We start from the raw sequence: 21,212 nt of genomic DNA on the forward strand, positions 1-21,212 counted from the left end.
CTCCTCGGAAACTACACATGCAGAAGACGGTCGATGCCGGTGATGGGCGGTTCGGCAAGATCGGCCGGGCGTACCTCTATTTCTCCCACCACGAGGTCCGTCGGCCAGGAGTCGACGATGGTGCCCACGCAGCGGGCGACCGACCGCGTGCTCATCTTGTGCGCCGAGTCATCGCCGTCCAGGTTGGCGATGGCTCCCGGAGAGACGAGGCAGGCCCGGACCCCGTTGCGGCGTTCCTCCAGCAACAGCGTCTCGACCAGCGCCTTCAGCCCGGCCTTGGTGGCGCTGTAGGCGGCGCCGCCCTCGAAGTAGCGGGTGCCGGCGTGGCTGCCCATCGCGACGAAGACGCCACGGCCGGTCCGCAACGCGGGCAGGACGGCCTTGACCAGGTGGAAGCTGGCGCTGAGGTTGATCGAGACCAGCCGTTCCCAGTCCGCCTCGCTCAACTCGGCTATCGGGTCGAGAACCCGCTCGACCGCGTTGGACACGCAGACGTCGATCCGGCCCGCCTCGTCGAGCACCTGGCCGACCCCCCTCCTGATCTGCGCGGGGTCGGCCAGATCGCACCGGAGCTCCCCGAGCCAGTCCTCCCTCGCCAAGGACCGGTTCAGGGAGAAGAGGCGATAGCCGCGGTCGCGGAGTTCCTCGGCGATGGCCTTTCCGCTGCCGCGATTGGTGCCGGTGACCAGCGCGACCCGGCCGTCACTTGATGACATCGAGGACGCGACTCCACTGGTTGACGATCTCGTCTGCTTCGACGCCGTCCCGGAACAGGTCCTTGTCCAGGGGGGATCCGTCCTCGTGCCGCAGCCGGATGCAGTCCTGGGAGATCTCGGAGATGACGGTCAGCTCGCCGTTGCCCGCCTGCCCGAAGATGAGGCAGAAGTCCCACACGTCCAGCGGGCGCAGCCACGATCGCAGCACCTCGTTGACGGCGAGCGCGCGTTCGCGCATCTCATCGACCGGCAGCCCGAGGACCCTCAGGTAGTCCTCGCCGATCGGCTGGTCCTCGGGGTCGATCCGGTAGTCGAACTTCACGACCGGGCGGGGCAGCGGCGCGCCGTCCTCGAACAGGCCGGGGTACTTCCGGGTGGTCGAGCCGGTCGCCCTGTTCTTCACGATCACTTCGAAGGGGGGCGCGGGGCAGTAGTCGGCGAGGTAGGAGTCCTCGGCGACCCGTTCCCTGAACGCGCACCGCACCCCTGCGGCCTCGATCCTGGCCGCGGCCCTTTCGTAGAAAGCCAGACGCAGCGGGCCGGTGCGCTCGACGATTTCATCACGCTGGTAGGTGAAACTGCGCAGGCTGGGGATTATCTGCACGAGGCACCGCCCGCCGGGCAGTAACCACAGACGCTTACTGCGCCCGATGATATCCGGGCTTCCCCGGGTCGCTTCGTGGTCCACGTCGCCTCCACATCACGCCGACAATGGCCCACACAACTTGATATGCGGCGACCGTTTTGTCAACCCTGGAATAAGGAGCACTTGACGGCGCTCTCGAAGCCTTGCTATGTCGCCGCCGAGTCGCCTGGCCCGCGCGTGATCGGCTCTGCGTGATCTCTTTTCTTTTCATCGCGCGAGGAAACCGGAATATCGGGTGACCCTGGAAAAAGGAGTACTTGACGGAGTCCGGCCGGGCGAAGGTATTGTCGCTGGAATTGCATTTCGATCTTATTAAGCATGGCCCGGAAGGAGAGGATCATTGTTGCAATATGAGCGGATCGCTCACTCGAAGATCACCAAAAAGTTCAGGGCAGAAGGGCAGCAGCTCCTGTTCTCGCGAGGTAAGGGAGGCGAGGTATCGGACGCGAACGGCGTGCCGTACATCGACTTCGTCATGGGTTATGGGCCAGTGATAATCGGCCACTCGGACGACCTCTTCAACGAAATTCTCGGCGGCTATCTGACCAACGGCATCATGATGCCGGGGTTCACCACCTTCCACCAGGAATATCTGGAACGGCTGCTTGGCGAGCGGCCCGGAGATAGGGGCGCGTTCTTCAAGACCGCCTCGGAGGCCGTCACTGCGGCTTTCCGGCTGGCCGCTATGCGGACCGGCCGGCTCGGTATCGTCCGCAGCGGCTATGTCGGCTGGCACGACTCCCAGATCGCCAACTCCCTGAAGTGGCACGAGCCGCTGCACTCGCCACTGCGCGAAAAGCTCCGGTACACCGACGGGATGCGCGGGATCGGCGAGTCCGAGCCCGTACTGAACTGGGTCGATCTCCGCCTGGAGTCTCTGTCGGAGCTGCTGGAGCGGCACCGGGGCCGGTTGGGCTGCTTCGTCTTCGACGCCTACCTGGCCTCGTTCACCACACCCGACGTGCTGCGGCAGGCCGTCGCGATGTGCCGCGAGGCCGGCCTGCTCACCGTCTTCGACGAGACCAAGACCGGCGGCCGGATCTCGGCGCTGGGCTATGACCACGACAACGGCATCGGCTCGGACCTGATCGTGATCGGCAAGGCGCTGGCCAACGGGGCGCCACTGAGCATCCTGGTGGGCGGCGCCGACCTGCTCGCCCATGCGGAGCGGGCCCGGCTGAGCGGCACGTTCTCCAAGGAGATGATCGCTGTTTACGCCGCACTGGCGACCAGGGACATTCTGGAGAAGCCCACCCAGGACGCGCCGGACGGGTGGGCGGAGGTCGGCCGGATCGGCACCGAGGTGGCGGCCGTTCTCTCCGCGGCCGCCAAGGAGGCGGGGGTGGCGGACCTGCTCGGCGCCCGCCCGGTGCTCGGCGGCGGGATGTTCGAGCTGGTCTACCACGACGAAGCGCTCCTTGGTGACAAGGAGCGGCGTGAGGCGCTGCTCGGCGCTCTCACCGGCGCCGGCATCCTCCTGCTCGAAGGGCACCCGTCCTTCGTGAGCCTGGCCCATCGTGACCTCGATTGGAGCGACTTCCATGACCGGGCGCGCCGCGCCTTCCAAGACTGGAACGGAGCCGACCGTGGCTGATCTCCTGCGCCTCGCGCTCGTCGGCTGCGGCCGCCAGATGCAGCAGAACCTCTTCCCCTTCCTGCAGCGGATCCGCGGCTACCAGGTCGTGGCCTGCGTCGACCCTGACCTGTCGCTGGCCGCCGAGGTGCAAGCCCTGGCCCGCGGCGCGGTCTGCGCCGACTCCATCGAGGCGATCGACCTCAAGACCGTGGACGCGGCGATCCTCGCCGTGCCCCCGGAGCCTTCCTACCGGCTCACCCGGCAGCTGGCCGAACGCGGCGTCGACTGCTTCGTCGAGAAGCCGGCCGGGCCGTCCACCGACACGCTCCAGGATCTGGAGGGCGTGGTGTGCCGCAGCGGCCGGCACGTCCAGGTGGGCTTCAACTTCCGCTACGCCGAAACCCTCCAGCGGCTGCACGAGTTGAGCACCGACATCCGGTCCAGTCCGTGCTCGGTGACCATCGATTTCTACAGCCGCCACCCGTCCGCTCCGCAGTGGGGGGTGGACACGACCCTGGAGGCGTGGATCCGGCACAACGGGGTGCACGCCCTCGACCTGGCCCGCTGGTTCGTGCCCTCGCCTGTCGTCCAGGTGGACGCGCACGCCATCCCGGGCGCGCCCGACCGCTTCCAGGTGAACCTCTTCCTGCGTCACGACGACGGCTCACTCTCGACGCTGCGCATGGGCAACCATGTCAAGCGCTTCCTGGTGGGCGTCGAGGTGCAGGGCATGGACGGCAGCCGCTACAGCGCCCCTTCCCTGGAGCGCGTGACGCTCGAACTGTCCGACGGCCTGCCGTACGGCCAGGAACTGCACAGCACGCGCAACCTGGACCACGGCTGGGCGCGCAGCGGGTTCGGGCCAGAGCTCCAGGCCTTCGTCGACGCCTGTCGCGGGAGGCGGGACGGGCACCAGACGAACGGCCACGCCAAGGACGCACCGTCGATCACCGATGCCCTGGCGGCGTCCGCGCTCTGCGACCGGGCGATGGAGGAGCTGAACGCGGCGGGGGAGAACGGCTCCGGCCTGCTGAAGCATCCGGTCCAGGCGTGGGCGTAGGCGGAAGTCGCGGTGAGCGGAGTGAGACATGGCTGAGGAGACGCGACCGGCCGGTGATGCGCCACCGGTCGCGTCCCGGAGCATAGGGGGATGGGTCGCCGGTCATCTCCGGCGGCACAGGATGCTCCTGCTGCTGTTCGCCATCACGGCGGTGGCGGCCAACCTCTGTTCGACGCTCATCCCCGTACAGGTCGGCGCGGCGTTCGCCGAGGCCACCGGCGCACGTCACGACCTCGCCGCGGTCGGGGCGGCGGCGATCACGGCCGGCCTGCTGGCGGCCGGCCGGTTCGCCGCCGACCTGATGTCCAACGGCTCGATGGAGATCATCGCCCAGCGGGTCAAACGGGATGTACGCGACGAGCTGTACCGCAGCCTGCTGGCCAAACGCATGTCCTTCCACGACCAGCAGCGCATCGGCGACATCCTGGCGCGGGCCATCAACGACGCCAGGCTCGTCGACTACATGCTCAGCCCGGGGGTCGCCACCGCCGCCAACGGTGTCCTGGCGCTGCTGGTCCCGATCCTGTTCATCGCCACCTTGAACGCCCAACTGCTCCTGGCTCCCGGTGTGCTGGTGCTGGTGTTCGCGTACGCGCTGTACTACCACCTGCGGCGGCTGAACCCGCTGGTCATCCGCACCCGCGAGACCTTCGCCGACCTCAACGAACGCTTCTCCGCCACCCTCGCCGGCATCGCCACCGTCAAGGCGTCCACGCAGGAGGACCTCGAACGGCACGCGTTCAGGGACACCGCCGCCGCCTACCGGGACGCGTTCGTCAGGCGGGGCAGAGCGCAGGCCGTCTACCTGCCGGCGCTGAGCTTCGCGCTCGCGATGGCGATCGGCGCCCTCCACTCCCTCTACCTCTACTCCCAGGGCGAGCTGGGTCTGGCCCAGGTGGTGACCTATCTCGGCTGGCTGGTGCTGTTCGCGCAGCCGGTCACCATGTCCGAGCAGGCCGTTCCGGTCATCCAGGAGGGCTTCGTCGCCGCCGGTCGGATGCGGCAGATCATCGAGGGCGACCCCGCCGAGCGTGAGGACGCCCGGGGCACGGCGGCGGAGATCCACGGCGCGATCACCTTCGACCGCGTGTCCTTCCGCCACGAAGGCAAGGACATCCTGCGCGACATCTCCTTCCACCTGCCCGCCGGCCGCACCCTGGCCGTCGTCGGACCCACCGGCAGCGGCAAGAGCATGCTCGTCAAGCTGGTCAACCGGATGTACGACGCCACCGAGGGACGGGTGCTGATCGACGGCCGGGACGTGCGCGAGTGGGAACCGGGCGCGCTGCGCCGCCAGATCGGCCACGTGGACCAGGAGATCTTCCTGTTCGCCAAGAGCGTGCTGGACAACATCGCCTTCGGCTCGCCGGACGAGGCCGAGTACGAGAACGTGCTGCGCGTCGCCAAGCAGGCGTGCGCGGAGGAGTTCGTACAGGCGATGGAGCACGGCTACGCCACCATCCTCAACGAGGGCGGGACGACGCTGTCCGGCGGCCAGCGGCAGCGGCTGGCCATCGCCAGGGCGCTGCTGACCGAGCCGCGCGTCCTCACCCTGGACGACGCGACCAGCGCGGTCGACGCCCGGACCGAGACGGCCATCACCGAGGCGATCGAGCGCGCGGCGGCCGGCCGTACCACCGTGCTGGTCTCGCACCGCCCCGGACAGATCCGGCGCGCCGACGTCATCCTGCTGCTGGACGGCGGGCGGGTCGTCGACCAGGGATCGCACGACGAACTGATCGCGCGCTGCGCGCTGTACCGGGAGATCTACACGTGAGCGACCTCTTCGCGGGACTGCACGCCGACGAGTACGACCGCGTCTACGGCAACCGCCGGCTGCTGGCCCGAATCCTCCGCTACCTGCGGGCCCAGCACGGCGCCATGCTCGGCTCGGCCGTGCTTGTCGTGGGGTCGGTCCTGCTGACCGCCTCGGTGCCGATCGTCATCTCCCGCATGATCGACCAGATCGGTGGGGGAGCCGGGCTGGGCCTTCAGCTGTGCGTGTTCGTGGTCGCCGCGGCGGCGCTGGCCTGGGCGATGAACTGGGCCCGCCAGGCCATCACCGCCCGGCTGGTGGGGAGGATGGTCTACCGCCTGCAATGCGAGGCCGCCGACGCCGCGCTCGCCAAGGACGTCGCGTTCTACGACGAGAACTCGGTCGGGAAGGTGCTGAGCCGCGTCACCGGCGACACCGAGGGCTTCGGCTCGGTGATGACCCTCGCCCTGAACCTGCTCAGTCAGATGCTCCTGGTGCTGCTGCTCGGCGGCGCGGTGTTCTGGATCGACGTCGACCTCGGCCTGATCATCCTGGCGGCGCTGCCGATCCTGCTCGCCGCGGCCCTGGCCTTCCGCAGGGTGGCCAGGACGGCGGCGGCGGCCACGCGCCGGGTGATGGCCAGGGTCAACGCCAACGTGCACGAGACGATGATGGGCATCTCGGTCGCCAAGAGCTTCGGCCGGGAACAGACGGTGTATCGCGACTTCGACGCGGTCAACCGGCTGTCGTACCAGGTCTACGTCAGACAGGGCCTCATCTACGCGGTCATCCTGCCCGTCCTGACCCTGCTGGCCGGTCTGGCCACGGCCGTGGTGCTCTACCAGGGCGGCCGGTTCGCGGTGCTCGGCGGCCTCTCGCCGGGGGAGTGGTACTTCGCCCTGCAGGCGCTCGGCATGCTGTGGCAGCCGGTCACGCAGGCGGCGGCCTTCTGGAGCCTCTTCCAGCAGGGGCTCGCGGCCGCCGAGCGGGTCTTCGCGCTGATCGACAGCGAGCACGCCGTCGTCCAGCGCGGGAACGAGCCGGTGACCGGCCTGGCCGGTGAGATCGAGGCGCGCGGCCTGCGCTTCGGTTACGGGCCCGGCAGCACGGTGTTCGAGGATTTCGAGGTACGGCTCGCCGCACGGGAGACGGTCGCCGTGGTCGGGCACACCGGCGGCGGCAAGTCCACGCTGGCCAAGCTGATCGCCAGGGCTTATGAGTTCCAAGGCGGCGAGCTGCTGGTCGACGGCCGCGACATCCGCTCGCTCGACCTGCGGGCGTACCGGCGACGGGTGGGTGTCGTCCCTCAGCACCCGTTCGTCTTCGCGGGCACGCTCGCGGAGAACATCGCGTACGGCCGGCCGGGGGCGAGCCGCGCGGACGCCGAATGCGCCATCGAGCGGATGGGGCACCACGTGTGGTCGCGGAGCATGCCGATGTCCTTGGACGACCACGTGAGCGCCGGCGGCCGGGGGGTGTCGGTCGGGCAGCGGCAGCTCATCGCCCTGGCCCGGATGTTCCTCCGCGAACCGGACATTCTGCTGTTGGACGAGCCGACGGCCAGCGTTGACCCGCTGACCGAGCGGGGCATCCAGGACGCGTTGTCCCGGCTGTTCACCGGCCGGACGGTGCTGGTGATCGCGCACCGGCTCTCGACCATCCGGCGGGCCGATCGCGTGCTGGTCCTCGACCAGGGCGAGGTCGCCGAGGAGGGCCGCTTCGACGAGCTGCTGCGGCGCGACGGGCCGTTCGCCGCCCTGTACGCGACCTACTACGCGCACCAGGAGGCGGTATGAGCGGCTGTGCTCCGCATCCGGCGGAGTTCGAGCGGGTCCAGCGGGAGGCGGCGGCGGAAGGCGTGCGGTGCGTGGTGGGCGCCGTTCTCGTCAACCCGGTCGGTGCGGTGTTCATGCAGCGGCGCGCGCCCCACGTACGGCTCTTTCCCGGCTGCTGGGACATCGTCGGAGGGCACGTCGAAGAGGGGGAGACGCTGTGCGCGGCACTCGCGAGGGAGATCGAGGAGGAGACGAGGTGGCGGCTGGTCAAGGTGGACGGCGTGGTGGACGTCTTCGACTGGAGCGGTGGCGACGGTGCGCGCAGACGCGAGATCGACGTGCTCGCCACCGTCGCGGGCGACCTGACCCGGCCCCGGATCGAGCAGGACAAGTTCGTCGAGGCCCGCTGGATGGACCGGGCCACGCTACGGCGCCTGGCGTCGGAGGCCACCGACACCGGCATGATCGACCTCGCCCTGCGAGCTCTCATGAAACAGGCTTAGGAGGACTGCATGGTCTCGCTCGCGCTGCCCAAGGGGTCGTATCTTGAGCGGCCGATCCTGAGTCTATTCGCCGCCGCCGGTCTCGACGTACGCAGAACCTCGGACCGCAGTTATCGGGCGAGTATCGAGTACGGCGATCGCCTGAAAGTGGCGTTCTACAAACCGCGCGAAATACCGCTGGTCGTCGAGAGTGGCGCCTTCGACCTCGGCCTGACCGGCACCGACTGGATCGAGGAGACCGGTGCGAAGGTCGAGTTCGTGGAGGCGTTCACGCACGTCGTGGGGGCGGATCCGCCCTGGCGGATGGTGCTCGCCGTTCCGGGTGATCATCCGGCGGAGAGCGCCGGCGACCTGCCGCCCGGAATCCGGGTCGTCACCGAGTATCCGAAAATCGCCCGGCAATTCTTCGAGAGCCGGTCATTGCCGGCCGAGGTGATTCATTCCTTCGGTGCCGGAGAGGGCAAGATTCCCGAACTCGCCGATGCCGTCATTGATGTCGATGGACCCGATTCCGCGATGGCGCACCACCATATGCGGATTATTTGCACATTGCGGTCGTGCGTCCCCCACCTCATCGCCAGTCCGGCCGCCTGGCGTGACACGGACAGGCGGACCAGAATCCAGAAGGTCGCCCGGCTCCTGGGTTCGGTCGGCGCGGGCGCGGCATGTGCGCTGCTCACGGTGCGCACCTCCGCGCGCGACCTGCCGAGCGTGGCCAGATCTATGCCGGAGTCGTCCTGGCGGGCCGGCACCGGCCTCGCGGACGGCGACCTGGTGGTCCTCCAGGGGCTGGCGCCGCGGCGGAACCTGGCCGAGACCATCGACGGCGTCCTGACGGCGGGCGCCCTCGACGTCATCGAATCGCAGGTCGCGAAATGGGTGACGCCGCACCTGACCGAGCAGCCGCTGTGAAGCGCCGGATGATCGTGTGCGACCTCGACGGGACCCTCCTGGACTCCCGTGGCCTGGTGTCGGAACGTACGCGGGCGGCCGTGCGCCGCGTACAGGACGCGGGACACGTGTTCGTCATCGCGACGGCCCGGCCGGTCCGTGACACCCGGCACGTGGCCGTGGCGGTCGGCGGCGCGCCCATCGCGGTCTGCGGCAACGGCTCCATCACCTTCGACTTCGCCCGGGAGGAGGTGGTCGACTACTGCCCGCTGGCCGAGACACGTCTGGTGACGGCGCTGTCGGTGTTGCGCGACCGGTTTCCCGGCGTGCGTCTGGGCGCGGAGTGCCGGATGGAGCTGCTGCTGGAGGACGCCTTCGAACTGCCCGCCCTCCTGTCACGGAGCGCGCGGCGGGTGCCACGCCTGGAGGAGGCGCTTGCCCGGCACGAGGTCGGCAAGCTCATGGTGCAGTTGGAGGGGACCGCCCGCGAGTACTACGAGGGCGTGCGCGCGCTCCTTTCCGGGTGCGAGGTAACTATCTCGGCGGACGTGTTCTGCGAGGTGATGCGCGCCGGTGTCACCAAGGCGGCCGCCCTGGAGTCGATGGCGGGGCGGCTCGGATTCGGCAGCGCGGACGTCATCGCGTTCGGCGACATGCCGAACGATCTGCCCATGCTGACCTGGGCGGGAACAGCGGTGGCCGTCGCCAACGCCCATGCGGCGGTGCTCGCCTCGGCCGACGAGACGACCGCGTCCAACGACGACGACGGGGTCGCCGCATGGCTGGAACGAGTCATCTGAGAACTCTTGACACTTGTCTGATGAGTATTCACGATGGGCGCTGAGCCGGGATTCACCCGGCCAAGATCCGGTCAGCGGAGGTGCGCCGTGTCCCGATTAGTCACCCTCTGCCTGGTGCTGTGTTCGCTCGTGGCCTGTGCCACCGTGAACCCGGCTCCCGGCAGGAACGGCGCGGCCGCCGACTCCGGCATCGCGGTCGGCGTGGCCTACAGCCGCGGTGGACGCGGTGACAAGTCCTTCAACGACTCGGTCGGGTCCGCCGTGGACCAGGCCAAGGCGCAGCTGGGCGTGTCGGTGAAGGAACTCAGCCCCAACTCGGCCGGATCGGACCTGGAGGAGGTCCTGCGGCTGCTGGCCGAGACGGGCCACAACCCCGTACTGGCAGTCGGCTTCTTCTACGCCCAGCCACTGACGAAGATCGCGCCCGCCTTCCCCCACACGCAGTTCGTCATCATCGACGACGCGACCGTGAAGCTGCCGAACGTCACCAACGTGGTCTTCCGCGAAGAGCAGGCCAGCTACCTGGTCGGCGTGGCCGCGGCGCTCAAGTCGCGCACCGGGCGGATCGGCTTCATCGGGGGCGTGCAGACGCCGCCTCAGCAGAAGTTCCTGGCCGGGTACGCGGCCGGCGCCCGAGCGACCAACCCCAAGATCCAGCTCTCCAGCGTGTTCATGAGCCAGCCGCCCGACTTCAGCGGATTCTCCGCGCCGGACAAGGCCCAGGAAGCGGCTCGCGGCATGTACGACGGCGGCGCCGACGTCGTCTACCACGCTGCCGGCGCCTCAGGGATCGGGGTGTTCCAGGCGGCCAAGGCGGCGGGCAAGTGGGCGATCGGGGTCGACGTCGACCAGCGCAAGACGGTCGACCAGGGGCTCTCCCAGGTGATTCTCACCAGCGCCACCAAGAAGCTCGACGTCGCGGTCCTGCGCATCATCCAGGAGGCGGTGCGGGGCAAGACGATCTCCGGGCTGCGCGAGTTCGGGCTCAAGGAGGACGGGGTGGGCTACGCCACGAGTGGCGGCGGTCTCACCGACGTCGAGTCGCGTCTTGAGGAGATCCGCAAAAAGATCATCTCTGGCGGGATCACCGTCCCGGTCGTCCCCTGACCGACCGACCCGGGAGGAGAGGAGGCCCGATGTCCCCCCGCGCAGCTTCGCTCACCAGGCGGATGTCGAGCGCGCTCACTGCTCCCGCGTTCGCGCTGCTGATCGCGCTCACGGTCACCACGGCGCTCCTCGCCGCGGTGGGCGCCTCGCCGGGACGGGCGTACCTGACGATGCTGGAGTTCGGGCTCCGGCCGGACTCGCTCGTCTCCGCGGTCAACAGGTCGACGATCTACTTCTTCGCCGGCCTGGCCGTGGCCGTGGCCTTCCGCATGAAGCTGTTCAACATCGGGGTCGAAGGCCAGTACCGCGTCGCCGCGCTGTTCGCCGCGGTCGTCGGCGCGTCCGTGAACCTGCCAGGTCCGCTGCACCTGGCCCTCGTCGGCCTGGTCGCCGTGCTCGCCGGCGCCCTCTGGGCCGGGATCGCCGCGGTGCTCAAGGTGTGGCGCGGGGTCTCGGAGGTGCTGTCCACGCTCCTGCTGAACTACGTCGCCACCGCTGTCATCGCCTACCTGCTGGCCGACTTCTTCGCGGCCGGCAGCGCCTCCGGGTCGACGCCGGAGCTTCCGCCGTCGGCCCGGCTGCCCGAACTCGACGGGCTGGTGTCATTGTTCGGGCTCTCGCTGCCTGCGGGCACCCACCTCGGAGGGGCCGCACTGGGCGCGGTCGTGCTGGGGGTGGCGGTGCATCTGCTGCTCACGCGCACGCGGTACGGCTACGAGCTGAAGGCCAGCGGGCTGAACCCGGCGGCGGCCCACGTCCACGGCATCGAGCCGCGCCGCATGATCCTCCTCACAATGCTCGTCTCGGGCGGGCTGGCCGGCCTGGCCGGGCTGCCGGACCTGCTGGGCAACACCTACAGCTACGGCGTGGACTTCCCCTCCGGGGCGGGATTCACCGGGATCGCCGTGGCCATGCTCGGCCGCAACACCCCGGTCGGCATCGCGCTGTCCGCGCTGCTGTTCGGCTTCCTGGAGCGCTCGGCGCTGATCCTCGACATCCAGGGCCTGCCCAAGGAGATCGTCACGATCATGCAGGGCGTCATCGTGATCAGCGTCGTGGGCGCCCATGAAGTGGTGCGCCGCATGGACCTCAGGCGCGCCGCCCGGCTCATGCGCGAGGAGAGCGTCCCGGTCGTCACGCCCGAGCCGGTGAGGCCCGCGACATGACCATGAACAATCCGCGCGGCCGGCTGCTCGCTGTACTCATTCTCCTGCTCGCGATGTCGGCCGTCAGAACCTTCACCGGAGCCGAGGCCCTCACCGGCTCCGGCGCGATGGGCGCCGCGCTTCGGCTGGCGGTCCCCATCGGGCTGGCCGCCCTCAGCGGCCTGTGGAGCGAGCGCGCGGGCGTCGTCAACCTCGGCATCGAAGGTATGATGATCATCGGGACCGTGTGCGGGGCCTGGGCCGGCCACTTCTACGGTGTCTGGGCCGGGGTGCTCGCCGGTGCGCTCGGCGGCGTCATCGCCGGTCTGCTCCATGCGGTCGTCACCGTGACGTTCGGCGTGGACCAGGTCGTCTGCGGCATCGCCGTCAACATCCTGGCGGTGGGTGTCGCCCGCTTCCTGTCCGTCATCGCCTTCAGCGGCCTGCCGGGGGCGGGAGCCACCCAGTCGCCTCCTGTCACGGGTGCCATCGGCACCGTGAGCATGCCGTTCCTGGCGGGCGGCTGGGGCACGCCGGACCTGCTCGGACAGCTTGAGCGGAGCCGGTGGTTCCTCCTGCCCGACGTCAGCGGCATCCTGCGGGGATTCCTGCACGAGGTCTCCTGGTTCACCGTGCTCGCCGTCGCGCTGATCCCGGTCAGCTTCGTGGTGCTATGGAAGACCGCCTTCGGGCTGCGCCTGCGCTCCGTCGGCGAGCACCCCGCCGCGGCGGACTCGCTCGGCGTCCCGGTCCAGCGGATGAGGTACTACGGGGTGCTGGTGTCCGGTGCGCTCGCCGGACTCGGCGGGGCGTACCTGGTCACCGTCTCCTCCACCATCTACCGGGAGGGTCAGACCGGCGGCCGGGGCTTCATCGGGCTCGCCGCCATGATCTTCGGCAACTGGCGCCCGGCCGGCACGGCGGGGGGAGCCCTGCTGTTCGGGTACGCCGACGCCCTGCAACTGCGTGAGCCGAGCGCGGTACACGTACTGCTGCTCCTGGCCGCCGTGCTGCTGTGGACCGCGGCGATCGTCTTCGTACGCCGGCGGCCCCGCCTGCCCTTGACCCTGGCGCTGCTCGGCGCGGCCGCCTTCGTGGTCTTCCAGAGCACCGATTCGGTCCCCACGCAGCTCATCTACGCCACGCCGTACCTCGTCACCCTGCTGGTGCTGGTCACGGTCGCCCAGCGGCTGCGCATGCCGGCCTGTGTCGGCATCCCGTACCGCCGAGGAGGTGCGTGAGCGGATGGAACCGCGCCTGATGGGGTACGCCGACCGCTGGTCCGCCGTCCCCGGACAGCGGCTGACCTTGTACGCCGCAGGCCCGCAGGGAGCCGGGACCGTGGACCTCGTCGACCTGATAGACGAAACCACCCGCACCCCGGCCGCACCGATCTCCCTCGCGCCACAACCCCTGAAAACCGGCTCCTGCCTGGAAGCCTCCGTCCCGGTGCCCGCCAGGGGGAGCATCGCGCTGTGGATTCGCCCGCACCGGCTCGGCACCCGCCAGGTCGTGGCGGAGCTGGGCACACCCGGCTGGCGACTGCTGCTCGCGCTGGACGAGGAGAACCGGGCCGAGGCGAGTGTGGAGACGGCATCGGGACTCCTGAGCTGCCATGGGCACACCGCCGTTCAGCGGGGATCCTGGTCGCTGCTGGTGGCGGCCTGGGAGGCGACGCCGTCGACGACCACCGTGCGGTTGGCCGTTGGCCGTGCTCCTGGCGTGAGCGTGCAGGCCGCGGGCCTGGCGCTGCCGCATGAGACCGGAGAGCTGCGGCTCGGAGCGGGCTCCTTCCCGGGACGGATCGCCCTGCCGATGCTGACGAGCAGCCTGATCATCACATGCGCTCCGCTGCTCGACCTGACCACCGGTTCCGAGCTGGCCAAGCACATCGGTGAGGACGTCTTGGCCCTCTGGGACGCCTCCATCGATCCGGGCGCCTGCCTCGTCACCGACATCAGCGGGAACGGCAACCACGCCCGCGCCGTCAACCGGCCACTCGCCGGGCTGATCGGGCCGGGCAGCGACACGGATCGCACCGCCGTACAGCTGAGTCCCGAAGACCTCGACGACGCCCGATGGAAAGAGACGTGCGCGCTGACCATCCCCGAGGAGACGACCTCCACCGTGCTCGGCATCCGCCTGCGGACCCGGAGCCAGTCCTGCGTCATCCCGGTGGTCGTCCGTCCCGCCGGTCCGGAGCGCGCGCCGGTCGCGGTCGTCCTGCCCACGTTCACCTATCTGGCCTATGCCAACCACCGCCAGCTCAGCGAGGCCGAGTACTTCGGGGACTACTCGCGGGTCACCGACCACGGGATCACGCTCTCGCCGACGGACGTCTACCTCAACGACCACCGGGAGCTCGGCCTGTCGCTGTACGACCAGCGGCAGGAGGGCGGCCCCGTCTACTACTCCTCCGGGCGCCGCCCCGTGCTGAACTTCGCCCCCGGCTACCGCTGGTGGATGACCGGAGCGCCACGGCACTTCTCCGCCGACCTCCTGCTCCTGCGCTGGCTGCGGTCCGAGGGGTTCGCCTTCGACGTCCTCACGGACGAGGACGTACACGCGGGCGGAGCCGGCCTGCTCGCCGGCTACCGCGTCGTCATGACCGGCAGCCACCCCGAGTACATCAGCGCGCCGGAGCGCGCGGCCGTGAGCGCGTACGTATCCGGCGGCGGACGGCTGATGTACCTCGGCGGCAACGGCTTCTACTGGGTGACCGGCGTCGACCCCCGCCACCCCCACGCCATCGAGGTCCGCCGCGGCCACGCCGGCGACTGGTGGGACAACGAGCCGGGCGAGGACGTCCTCACCTCCACCGGTGAGCCCGGCGGGCTCTGGCGCCACCGGGGCCTGGCACCACAGGAGCTCCTCGGCGTCGGCTTCGCCGCCCAAGGCTGGGGGCCGGCACCCGGCTACACCCGCCTGCCCGACAGTTACCGCGACGACGCGTCCTGGATCTTCGCCGGTGTCGAGACGGACTCCGTGGGCCGCTGCGGGCTCGCGCTCGATGGAGCGGCCGGAGACGAGATCGACCGCGCCGCGCCAGAGCTCGGCACCCCGCCCGGCACCTTGCTGCTGGCCACATCCGCGGGCGGGCACAGCCACCATTACCAGCCGGCCACCGAGGAGGCCGCGCTGGGCGCACATACCGTCCGCGCCGACATGACCCTGCGACGCCTCGGCAACGGCGGCGCGGTGTTCGCGGCCGGATCCATCAACTGGGTTGCCAGCCTCGCCTGCTGCGACGGCGACATCAGACGCGTCACCCGGAACGTCCTGTCCAGATTCCTGCTCTCCCCGCCCCTGTGAGGAGGAGTGACATGACCAACGTCAGCGAGCGGCACATTGGTTACCCCTATCCCGACAAGTCGAGTGACCTCACCGATGAGCAGTTGTCCATGCCCGCCGAAGACCTCGCGGCGATCGCCCGCCACCCCCTGACCGTGTACGCCGATACCACCGAGCTCTATCACCGGCTGGCCCGCCAGATGGCCGACGAGCTGCGCGCGAACAACATGCGCGGCGAACCTACCCGCTGGATCCTCCCCGTCGGCCCCAAGGCGCAATATCCCATCCTCGCCCGCATCTGCAATCAGGAGCGCATCAGCTGGACCGAGGTGTTCGCCTTCCACATGGATGAGTTCCTCGACTGGCAGGGCCGGCCCGTGGACCCGTCACACCCCTTCAGCTTCCGCGGCTACTGCGACCGCAACCTCTACCAGCTGCTCGACCCCGATCTGCGGCCCCACCCCGACAACATCATCTACCCGGACGTGTTCGACCCCGACGCGTACGGTGCGCGCCTGCGCCAGGTGGGCGGCGCCGACACCTGCTTCGCCGGATTCGGCTACCGGGGACATCTGGCCTTCAACGAGCCGCCGACGACGCGCTGGCACCACTACGGCCTGGAGGAGTTCGCCGCCTCGACCACGCGCATCGTCCCGCTGCTCGACGACACGATCATGGCCCACTCCCACCGGGTGACCGGCGGCTACACCCAGGCCATTCCCCGCATGGCCATCACCCTGGGCATGTCGGAGATCCTTTCGTCCAGGAGGCTGCACCTCATCACCGACGGGGGCGCCTGGAAGCGCTACATCGTGCGGGTTCTCCTGCTCACCACCGAACCCGAGGTGCAGCTCCCGGTCACTCTCGCGCATCGCCACCCCAACGTGCACGTGAGCCTGGACGCCGACAGCATCGCCCCCTGCGCGTTGGGACTCGGCTCATGACCGTCCTCGCCATCGGCGCCTACACCGTGGACCTCTACATGTTCGGCGACCACCTGCCGGCCAAGGGGGAAAGCGTCGACGCGGTCGACTACGCCACCGCGCACGGCGGCAAGGCGGCGAACGTGGCGGTCGCGTCGGCTCGGCTGGGCGCGCCCACCCGCTTCGTCGGCTGCCTGGGAGACGACACCGACCGGCTGACGGCGCTGGCCGCGCTGCGCGCCGACGGCGTCGAGGTCGACGGCTGCGCCACGGCCGACGGCATCGCGACCGGGCGTAGCTTCGTCTACGTCGACGCCCATGGTCAGCAGATCGTCATGACCTGGCCGGGGGCGGCCAACCTGCTCCCCCCTTCCCGGGCGGCCGCCACAGTGTCCGAACTGCCGGACACTTCCGTACTCGTCCTCCAGGGCGAGATCCCCGTGGCGACCTCGTCCGCGGCGGCTGCCGCTGCCTCGCCGGACGTGCGGGTCCTGCTCAATCCCAGCCCGGCCGGACCGTTCCTCAGCGAAACCGGAGAGGACCTGCTCAGCCGGGCCGACGTGCTGGTGCTCAACGAGAGCGAGCTGTCCGCGCTGGCTGAGAACACCGACGACGCGGTGGAGCGCCTGCGCCGCAGAACCAGAGGGCGCACGGTGATCGTCACCCGCGGCGAGCACGGTGCCGAGATCACCGACGACCACGGCACTATGCTGATCGACGTACCCAGCGTGAACGCTGTGGATACGACCGGCGCGGGTGACGCCTTCACCGGGGCCCTGGCGGCCGCCCTCTGCACCGGCGCGAGCCTGGCGCAAGGAGTCCGGCTCGCCTGCCGGGTGGCAGCCGTTTCCGTCACGCGCCGGTTCTGTGCTCCCAGTTATCCATCAGCCGCAGAGCTCGGTGTCGCGCCGCTCCAAGGTGCGCCCGGGCAGGAGAGAACCACGTGACACGACGACACCCCACCCTCGCGATTCAGGTACGTGATCGGCTCCACGCGCTGATCGTCGAACAGGGGCTGCGCCCCGGGGACAGACTGCCCTCGGAGAACGAGCTCATCACCCTCTTCGACGTCGGCCGCACCAGCATCAGAGAAGCGTTCAAGCTCCTTGAGCAGGAAGGACTCATCCAGTCCCGCCACGGCGACGGCCGGTATCTCACCTCTCAGCCCAGCCTGGACCGCCCGCTGACCCGCCTCGAAGGCGTGACGGAGATGCTGGCCAGCCGCGGCTACACCGGCGTCAACACGGTGCTGGACATCGCGGCGACGGAACCGGACCGCAACCAGCGCGAACTGCTTCAGCTACCTGGCAGCGAGGCCATCGTCCGGCTGGAGCGCCTGCGCCGCTACCAGGACGACGCGCTGCTCTACTCGATCGACCTGTTCCCCCGCTCGCTCATCGGCCGCCCGCTGGACGAGGTGGACTGGACCGGGTCGCTGTTCCAACTGCTCACCGAGTACGGCCACAACATCGCCTACGCGATCACCCAGGTCCGCGCCGTCACCCTCAGCCAGACACAGGCGGAGCGCATCGGCAGCCTCGAAGCCGACGGCGCGTGGCTGCTGCTGATCCAGACCCACCACGACAGCGCGGGCCGGCCGCTGCTGTACTCCCAGGACTACCACCGGGGCACCGACTTCTCCTTCCACCTGGTGAGGCACCGTGACTGACACCTTGAGAACGGGGGGAGGCGCCGTGACCGAGACCTCCAGACGTCGGCGTCAGGTGCTGCTGGACCAGGACGGCGCACCGGACGACCTGCTGTCGCTTCTCCTGCTGACCCAGTACGACAACGTCGACCTGCGCGGAGTCGCGGTGACCCCCGCCGACTGCCTTCCCCGGCCGGCCCTGTCGGCCACCCACAAGATCCTCGACCTGGTGGGCAGGGACGTGCCGACGGCCGTGGGCGTGCTGCCCGGACGCAACCCGTTCCCGCTCGCCTGGCGGATCGATGCCCTGCGGGCGGACGCGTTACCCGTGCTCAATCAGAAGGATGAGCGCCCCCGCGACGCGGACGCGCTTCCCGCGCACGAACAGCTCGCCACCTGGCTCATGCAGGCTCCGGCTCCCGTCACCGTGCTCGCCACCGGCCCGCTGACCAACCTCGCCTGGTGTCTCGATCACCACCCGCACGTCGAGTCACGCATCGAAGAGGTGGTCTTCATGGGCGGCGCGCTCGACGTCGCCGGGAACGTCAGACAGCCGGATCACGACGGCACCGCGGAATGGAACGTCTTCTGGGACCCCGACGCGCTCAAGCGGGTCTTCGACTCCTCCGTCCCCATCACGATGTTCCCCCTGGACGTGACCAACCTCGTGCCGGTGACCCACGACTTCGTCCGGGCCTTCGGCCGCCACTACGGGTGGCACGTCAGCGACCTCGCCGGATCGCTGCTCGCGCTGACATTCGGCACCTTGGAGACCACCGGCCTGCCGTACTGCTGCTGGGACAGCCTGACCACTTCCTACTTGGCCGAACCTGACATCTGCACGTTCGAGACAGTGCGCTGCGACGTGATCACCCAAGGAGAGAGCCAGGGACGGATCGTCCGGCTCCCTGACGGGCGGCCTGTCAGATGCGCACGCGCGGTCGACGCCGACCGGTTCTACCAGCACTTCCTCAACACAATGACCTCAGGTAAGCCACCGAATATCTGACCAAATCCGGGATCCGCGGTTCATGGATCAAGAAGAGAGGATCATGCGATGAGTACGAGAACATTGGAGGTCACCAGGCCGTTCCCAGCCTCCCTTTCCGGCCACCGGGCAGGGTGCCCCAAGCTGTCGGTCTTCTGCCTCGCCATGAACGAGGTCTCCTATTACGGGCTGCCACTGCTGCTCATGAAGGTGCCGAACGTCGCCAAGGCCGCGGTCGGGCGGAGCGCGGCGGAGGCCAGATCGCGGCTCGCCGGCGAGGATTTCGACGTGGCGGTGATACCGCTCACCATGTTGCCGGAGGTGCTGGAAGGCGGTTCCCGGCGAAACCGCCCGAGGATATTGGCCCTCGTGCGGGAGCAAGGAGAGATCGTCTCGCGCCTCGCCTGGCGCCACGGCGTGGCCGGCTGCCTCCTGTGGGACGAGATCAATGTCGCGAGCCTGGCCCGCACCTTCGACCGGCTGATCCACGGCGACGTGCCCACTACGGTGCACGGCCCGGCCACGCCGCTGGACGGGAAGTTGACCCAGCGGGAGCACTTCGTGCTGACTCTGCTGCTGCGGGGGATGAGCAACCACCAGATCGGCCGGGCCATGGGGATATCCATCCACGGCGTCAAACGGCATGTCTCGAACCTGCTGGTGAAGTTCAACTGCTCCAACCGGACAGAGGTGGCCCTGGTCGCCCAGCGGCTGGGGCTGGATTCCGCGCCGCCGAAGGCCATGTAAGCATCGCCAGAATTGATCCGCTTTATTTGCGCCCCAAAAATATGTCTTTCTTGGCCGCCCCCCAATGAAAGGTATGAACCGCAAACAGGAAAAAGTCATCGAGAAATGGAGTGACAATGGAAATCCCTCCCCTGGAACTCAGTGGTCGCGTTCCCACGGTCCGGTCGGCGAAAATCGAGGCGGACATGGCTTCCGCCACGGAAGCCATCAGGTCGCAGCTGACCGGATGGGGATTCATGGCCGCCGAGGTCCCCGGCATCGGCGCCCGCGTCGAGACCATGATGAACGAATTCGCCGCAGCCTGCGCGTCGACCGAGCCGAGCCTTTCCGATTACGCGCACACAGCCGTGCCGCAATTAGGCGTCGGCGGCACCCACGGGTTCTTCCCGTACAATTCGGAGATCCCCCGGCTGGCCAACGGCGTACCGGATCCCAAGGAATTCATTCACGTCAGCGGAGCCATGATCTCCGACCAGCCGCCCGGCGCCGGAGACCTCATTCGCGCCTTCCCGGCCTTCGGCACCGCCGCCACCGAGGTGTTCGACATCGCGTTCAGGCTGATCTCCCGCTTCGGTGAGGTCGTACGTGGCATGCTGCCGGACGGCACCCCGGAGCTGGAGCTGTCGCGTGACGCGACGAACCTGCGGGTGATCAACTACCGGGACGTCGGCGACCGCCGGGTGCTGGCGCACGAGCACTCGGGGATCCAGATGCTCGGCCTCCAGCTTCCCCCCTCCGACCAGGGCCTCCAGTACGTCCTGCACGACGGCACCTGGGTCGAGCCGGTGATAGCCAAGACCGACGTGGTCCTGTGCAACATCGGCCGCATGCTGACCAGCGCCTCCGACGGACGCTTCCGGCCGTCCACGCATCGGGTGCACACGCGGCCCATGCCCGCGGGCTACCGGCGCCTGTCGTCCGTGCTCTTCGCCTACCCGCCGCACAAGGCCCGGCAGTGGAAGATGGTGGACGGCGAGCTGATGACGCTGAACGCGACATGGGGCGACTTCATCGAGAACAGATTCCAGGGCTTGGGAAAGTAGTCACCCGAGACCCGGGCGGCGGGCAGGGCCTTTTGGGTGACCGCCAGAGCGGCGGGCCTCTCAGCCCGCCGCCCGCTTCACGAGCTCGCCGATCCGTGCCTCGTCCTCGGCGGTCAACGTCGTCAGGGCGAAGGCGGTCGGCCACATGGTGCCGTCGTCGAGGTACGCCTGGTCGTTGAAGCCGAGCGTCGCATACCGCGTCTTGAACTTCTGCGCGGGCTGGAAGAAACAGACGATCTTGCCGTCCCTGGCGTAGGCCGGCATTCCGTACCACAGCTTCGGCGACAGCTCCGGCGCGTTGGCCTTGATGATGGCGTGCAGCCGCTCGCCGGTGGCGCGGTCCGGCTCCGACATCTCGGCGAGCTTCGCGAGCACCTCGCTCTCCCCGTCGGCCTTGGCCGAGCGCGAGCCGCGCCGGGCGGTCGCCTTCAGCTCCTTGGAGCGCTCCTTCATCGCGCTCCGCTCCTCGTCGGTGAACCCGTCGTACTTCTTGTCGGCTTCGGTGGCGGTGGTGGCGGTCCTGGCGGTCTTGGCGGGCTGCTTGGCGGCGCTCATGGTGGGCGTCCTTCCGTCTGGGTGGCAGTTCGTCGGTGCGTT

General features: G+C 69.1%; 20 protein-coding genes. 17 read left to right on the forward strand and 3 right to left on the reverse strand.

The features are described from left to right. Positions 1-11: 11 nt before the first annotated feature. Positions 12-716 carry an SDR family NAD(P)-dependent oxidoreductase gene (locus tag AB0L53_RS47325; protein WP_364009732.1) on the reverse strand — a complete coding sequence of 235 codons (705 nt, stop codon included), beginning with the start codon at positions 714-716 and terminating at the stop codon, positions 12-14. Further along, entirely contained in the window at positions 703-1,320 is a 618-nt protein-coding gene (locus tag AB0L53_RS47330; RefSeq protein ID WP_364009734.1) for a phosphoribosylaminoimidazolesuccinocarboxamide synthase, read from the reverse strand. Before AB0L53_RS47330 ends, AB0L53_RS47325 begins: the two co-directional genes overlap by 14 nt. Before the next feature lie 382 nt (positions 1,321-1,702). On the opposite strand from AB0L53_RS47330, the gene AB0L53_RS47335 reads away from it, so the two are divergent. The 17 genes from AB0L53_RS47335 (at position 1,703) to AB0L53_RS47415 (ending at position 20,615) form a co-directional block, all read left to right on the forward strand. Next, entirely contained in the window at positions 1,703-2,956 is a 1,254-nt protein-coding gene (locus AB0L53_RS47335; RefSeq protein ID WP_364009737.1) for an aminotransferase class III-fold pyridoxal phosphate-dependent enzyme, read from the forward strand. Beyond that, positions 2,949-3,998 (forward strand): Gfo/Idh/MocA family oxidoreductase, encoded by a 1,050-nt coding sequence (locus AB0L53_RS47340; RefSeq protein WP_364009740.1) that lies wholly within the window; start codon positions 2,949-2,951, stop codon positions 3,996-3,998. The genes AB0L53_RS47335 and AB0L53_RS47340 overlap by 8 nt, the downstream gene beginning before the upstream one ends. Positions 3,999-4,119: 121 nt before the next feature. Next, the gene (locus AB0L53_RS47345; RefSeq protein WP_364009743.1) at positions 4,120-5,775 is read left to right on the forward strand and encodes an ABC transporter ATP-binding protein; all 1,656 of its coding nucleotides are present in this window, start codon (positions 4,120-4,122) and stop codon (positions 5,773-5,775) included. Next, positions 5,772-7,550 (forward strand): ABC transporter ATP-binding protein, encoded by a 1,779-nt coding sequence (locus AB0L53_RS47350; protein WP_364009746.1) that lies wholly within the window; start codon positions 5,772-5,774, stop codon positions 7,548-7,550. Before AB0L53_RS47345 ends, AB0L53_RS47350 begins: the two co-directional genes overlap by 4 nt. Then, a complete protein-coding gene (locus AB0L53_RS47355) occupies positions 7,547-8,032 on the forward strand; it encodes an NUDIX domain-containing protein (protein WP_364009749.1) in 486 nt (161 codons plus the stop codon). Before AB0L53_RS47350 ends, AB0L53_RS47355 begins: the two co-directional genes overlap by 4 nt. Positions 8,033-8,041: 9 nt before the next feature. Then, the gene (gene hisG / locus AB0L53_RS47360) at positions 8,042-8,944 is read left to right on the forward strand and encodes an ATP phosphoribosyltransferase (protein ID WP_364009752.1); all 903 of its coding nucleotides are present in this window, start codon (positions 8,042-8,044) and stop codon (positions 8,942-8,944) included. Next, the gene (locus AB0L53_RS47365) at positions 8,941-9,723 is read left to right on the forward strand and encodes an HAD family hydrolase (RefSeq protein WP_364009755.1); all 783 of its coding nucleotides are present in this window, start codon (positions 8,941-8,943) and stop codon (positions 9,721-9,723) included. The genes hisG and AB0L53_RS47365 overlap by 4 nt, the downstream gene beginning before the upstream one ends. Before the next feature lie 87 nt (positions 9,724-9,810). After that, positions 9,811-10,830: a BMP family ABC transporter substrate-binding protein gene (locus AB0L53_RS47370; protein ID WP_364009758.1), complete on the forward strand. Its 1,020-nt coding sequence runs from the start codon at positions 9,811-9,813 to the stop codon at positions 10,828-10,830. A 29-nt stretch (positions 10,831-10,859) separates the two neighbouring features. After that, on the forward strand, positions 10,860-11,996 hold the full coding sequence (locus AB0L53_RS47375) for an ABC transporter permease (protein ID WP_364009761.1): 1,137 nt from the start codon (positions 10,860-10,862) through the stop codon (positions 11,994-11,996). Beyond that, entirely contained in the window at positions 11,993-13,216 is a 1,224-nt protein-coding gene (locus AB0L53_RS47380) for an ABC transporter permease (RefSeq protein ID WP_364009763.1), read from the forward strand. The genes AB0L53_RS47375 and AB0L53_RS47380 overlap by 4 nt, the downstream gene beginning before the upstream one ends. 4 nt (positions 13,217-13,220) lie before the next feature. Continuing rightward, positions 13,221-15,287 carry a N,N-dimethylformamidase beta subunit family domain-containing protein gene (locus AB0L53_RS47385; protein ID WP_364009766.1) on the forward strand — a complete coding sequence of 689 codons (2,067 nt, stop codon included), beginning with the start codon at positions 13,221-13,223 and terminating at the stop codon, positions 15,285-15,287. An 11-nt stretch (positions 15,288-15,298) separates the two neighbouring features. Beyond that, positions 15,299-16,210 (forward strand): hypothetical protein, encoded by a 912-nt coding sequence (locus tag AB0L53_RS47390; RefSeq protein WP_364009769.1) that lies wholly within the window; start codon positions 15,299-15,301, stop codon positions 16,208-16,210. Further along, a complete protein-coding gene (locus AB0L53_RS47395; RefSeq protein WP_364009772.1) occupies positions 16,207-17,136 on the forward strand; it encodes a ribokinase in 930 nt (309 codons plus the stop codon). Before AB0L53_RS47390 ends, AB0L53_RS47395 begins: the two co-directional genes overlap by 4 nt. Further along, on the forward strand, positions 17,133-17,858 hold the full coding sequence (locus AB0L53_RS47400; RefSeq protein WP_364009775.1) for a GntR family transcriptional regulator: 726 nt from the start codon (positions 17,133-17,135) through the stop codon (positions 17,856-17,858). The genes AB0L53_RS47395 and AB0L53_RS47400 overlap by 4 nt, the downstream gene beginning before the upstream one ends. A 25-nt stretch (positions 17,859-17,883) precedes the next feature. After that, positions 17,884-18,846: a nucleoside hydrolase gene (locus AB0L53_RS47405; protein ID WP_364009778.1), complete on the forward strand. Its 963-nt coding sequence runs from the start codon at positions 17,884-17,886 to the stop codon at positions 18,844-18,846. Positions 18,847-18,894: 48 nt separating this feature from the next. Then, positions 18,895-19,572: a LuxR C-terminal-related transcriptional regulator gene (locus AB0L53_RS47410; protein WP_364009780.1), complete on the forward strand. Its 678-nt coding sequence runs from the start codon at positions 18,895-18,897 to the stop codon at positions 19,570-19,572. Between the two features lie 185 nt (positions 19,573-19,757). After that, complete coding sequence (locus AB0L53_RS47415) at positions 19,758-20,615, forward strand: 2OG-Fe(II) oxygenase family protein (RefSeq protein ID WP_364009783.1); 858 nt, start codon at positions 19,758-19,760, stop codon at positions 20,613-20,615. Positions 20,616-20,675: 60 nt separating this feature from the next. On the opposite strand, the gene AB0L53_RS47420 is transcribed toward AB0L53_RS47415, so the two are convergent. Then, on the reverse strand, positions 20,676-21,170 hold the full coding sequence (locus tag AB0L53_RS47420) for a DUF1801 domain-containing protein (RefSeq protein WP_364009786.1): 495 nt from the start codon (positions 21,168-21,170) through the stop codon (positions 20,676-20,678). Positions 21,171-21,212 lie beyond the last annotated feature (42 nt).

The organism is Nonomuraea sp. NPDC052129 (genome assembly GCF_040680095.1).
In the GTDB taxonomy this organism is placed as follows: Bacteria; Actinomycetota; Actinomycetes; order Streptosporangiales; family Streptosporangiaceae; genus Nonomuraea.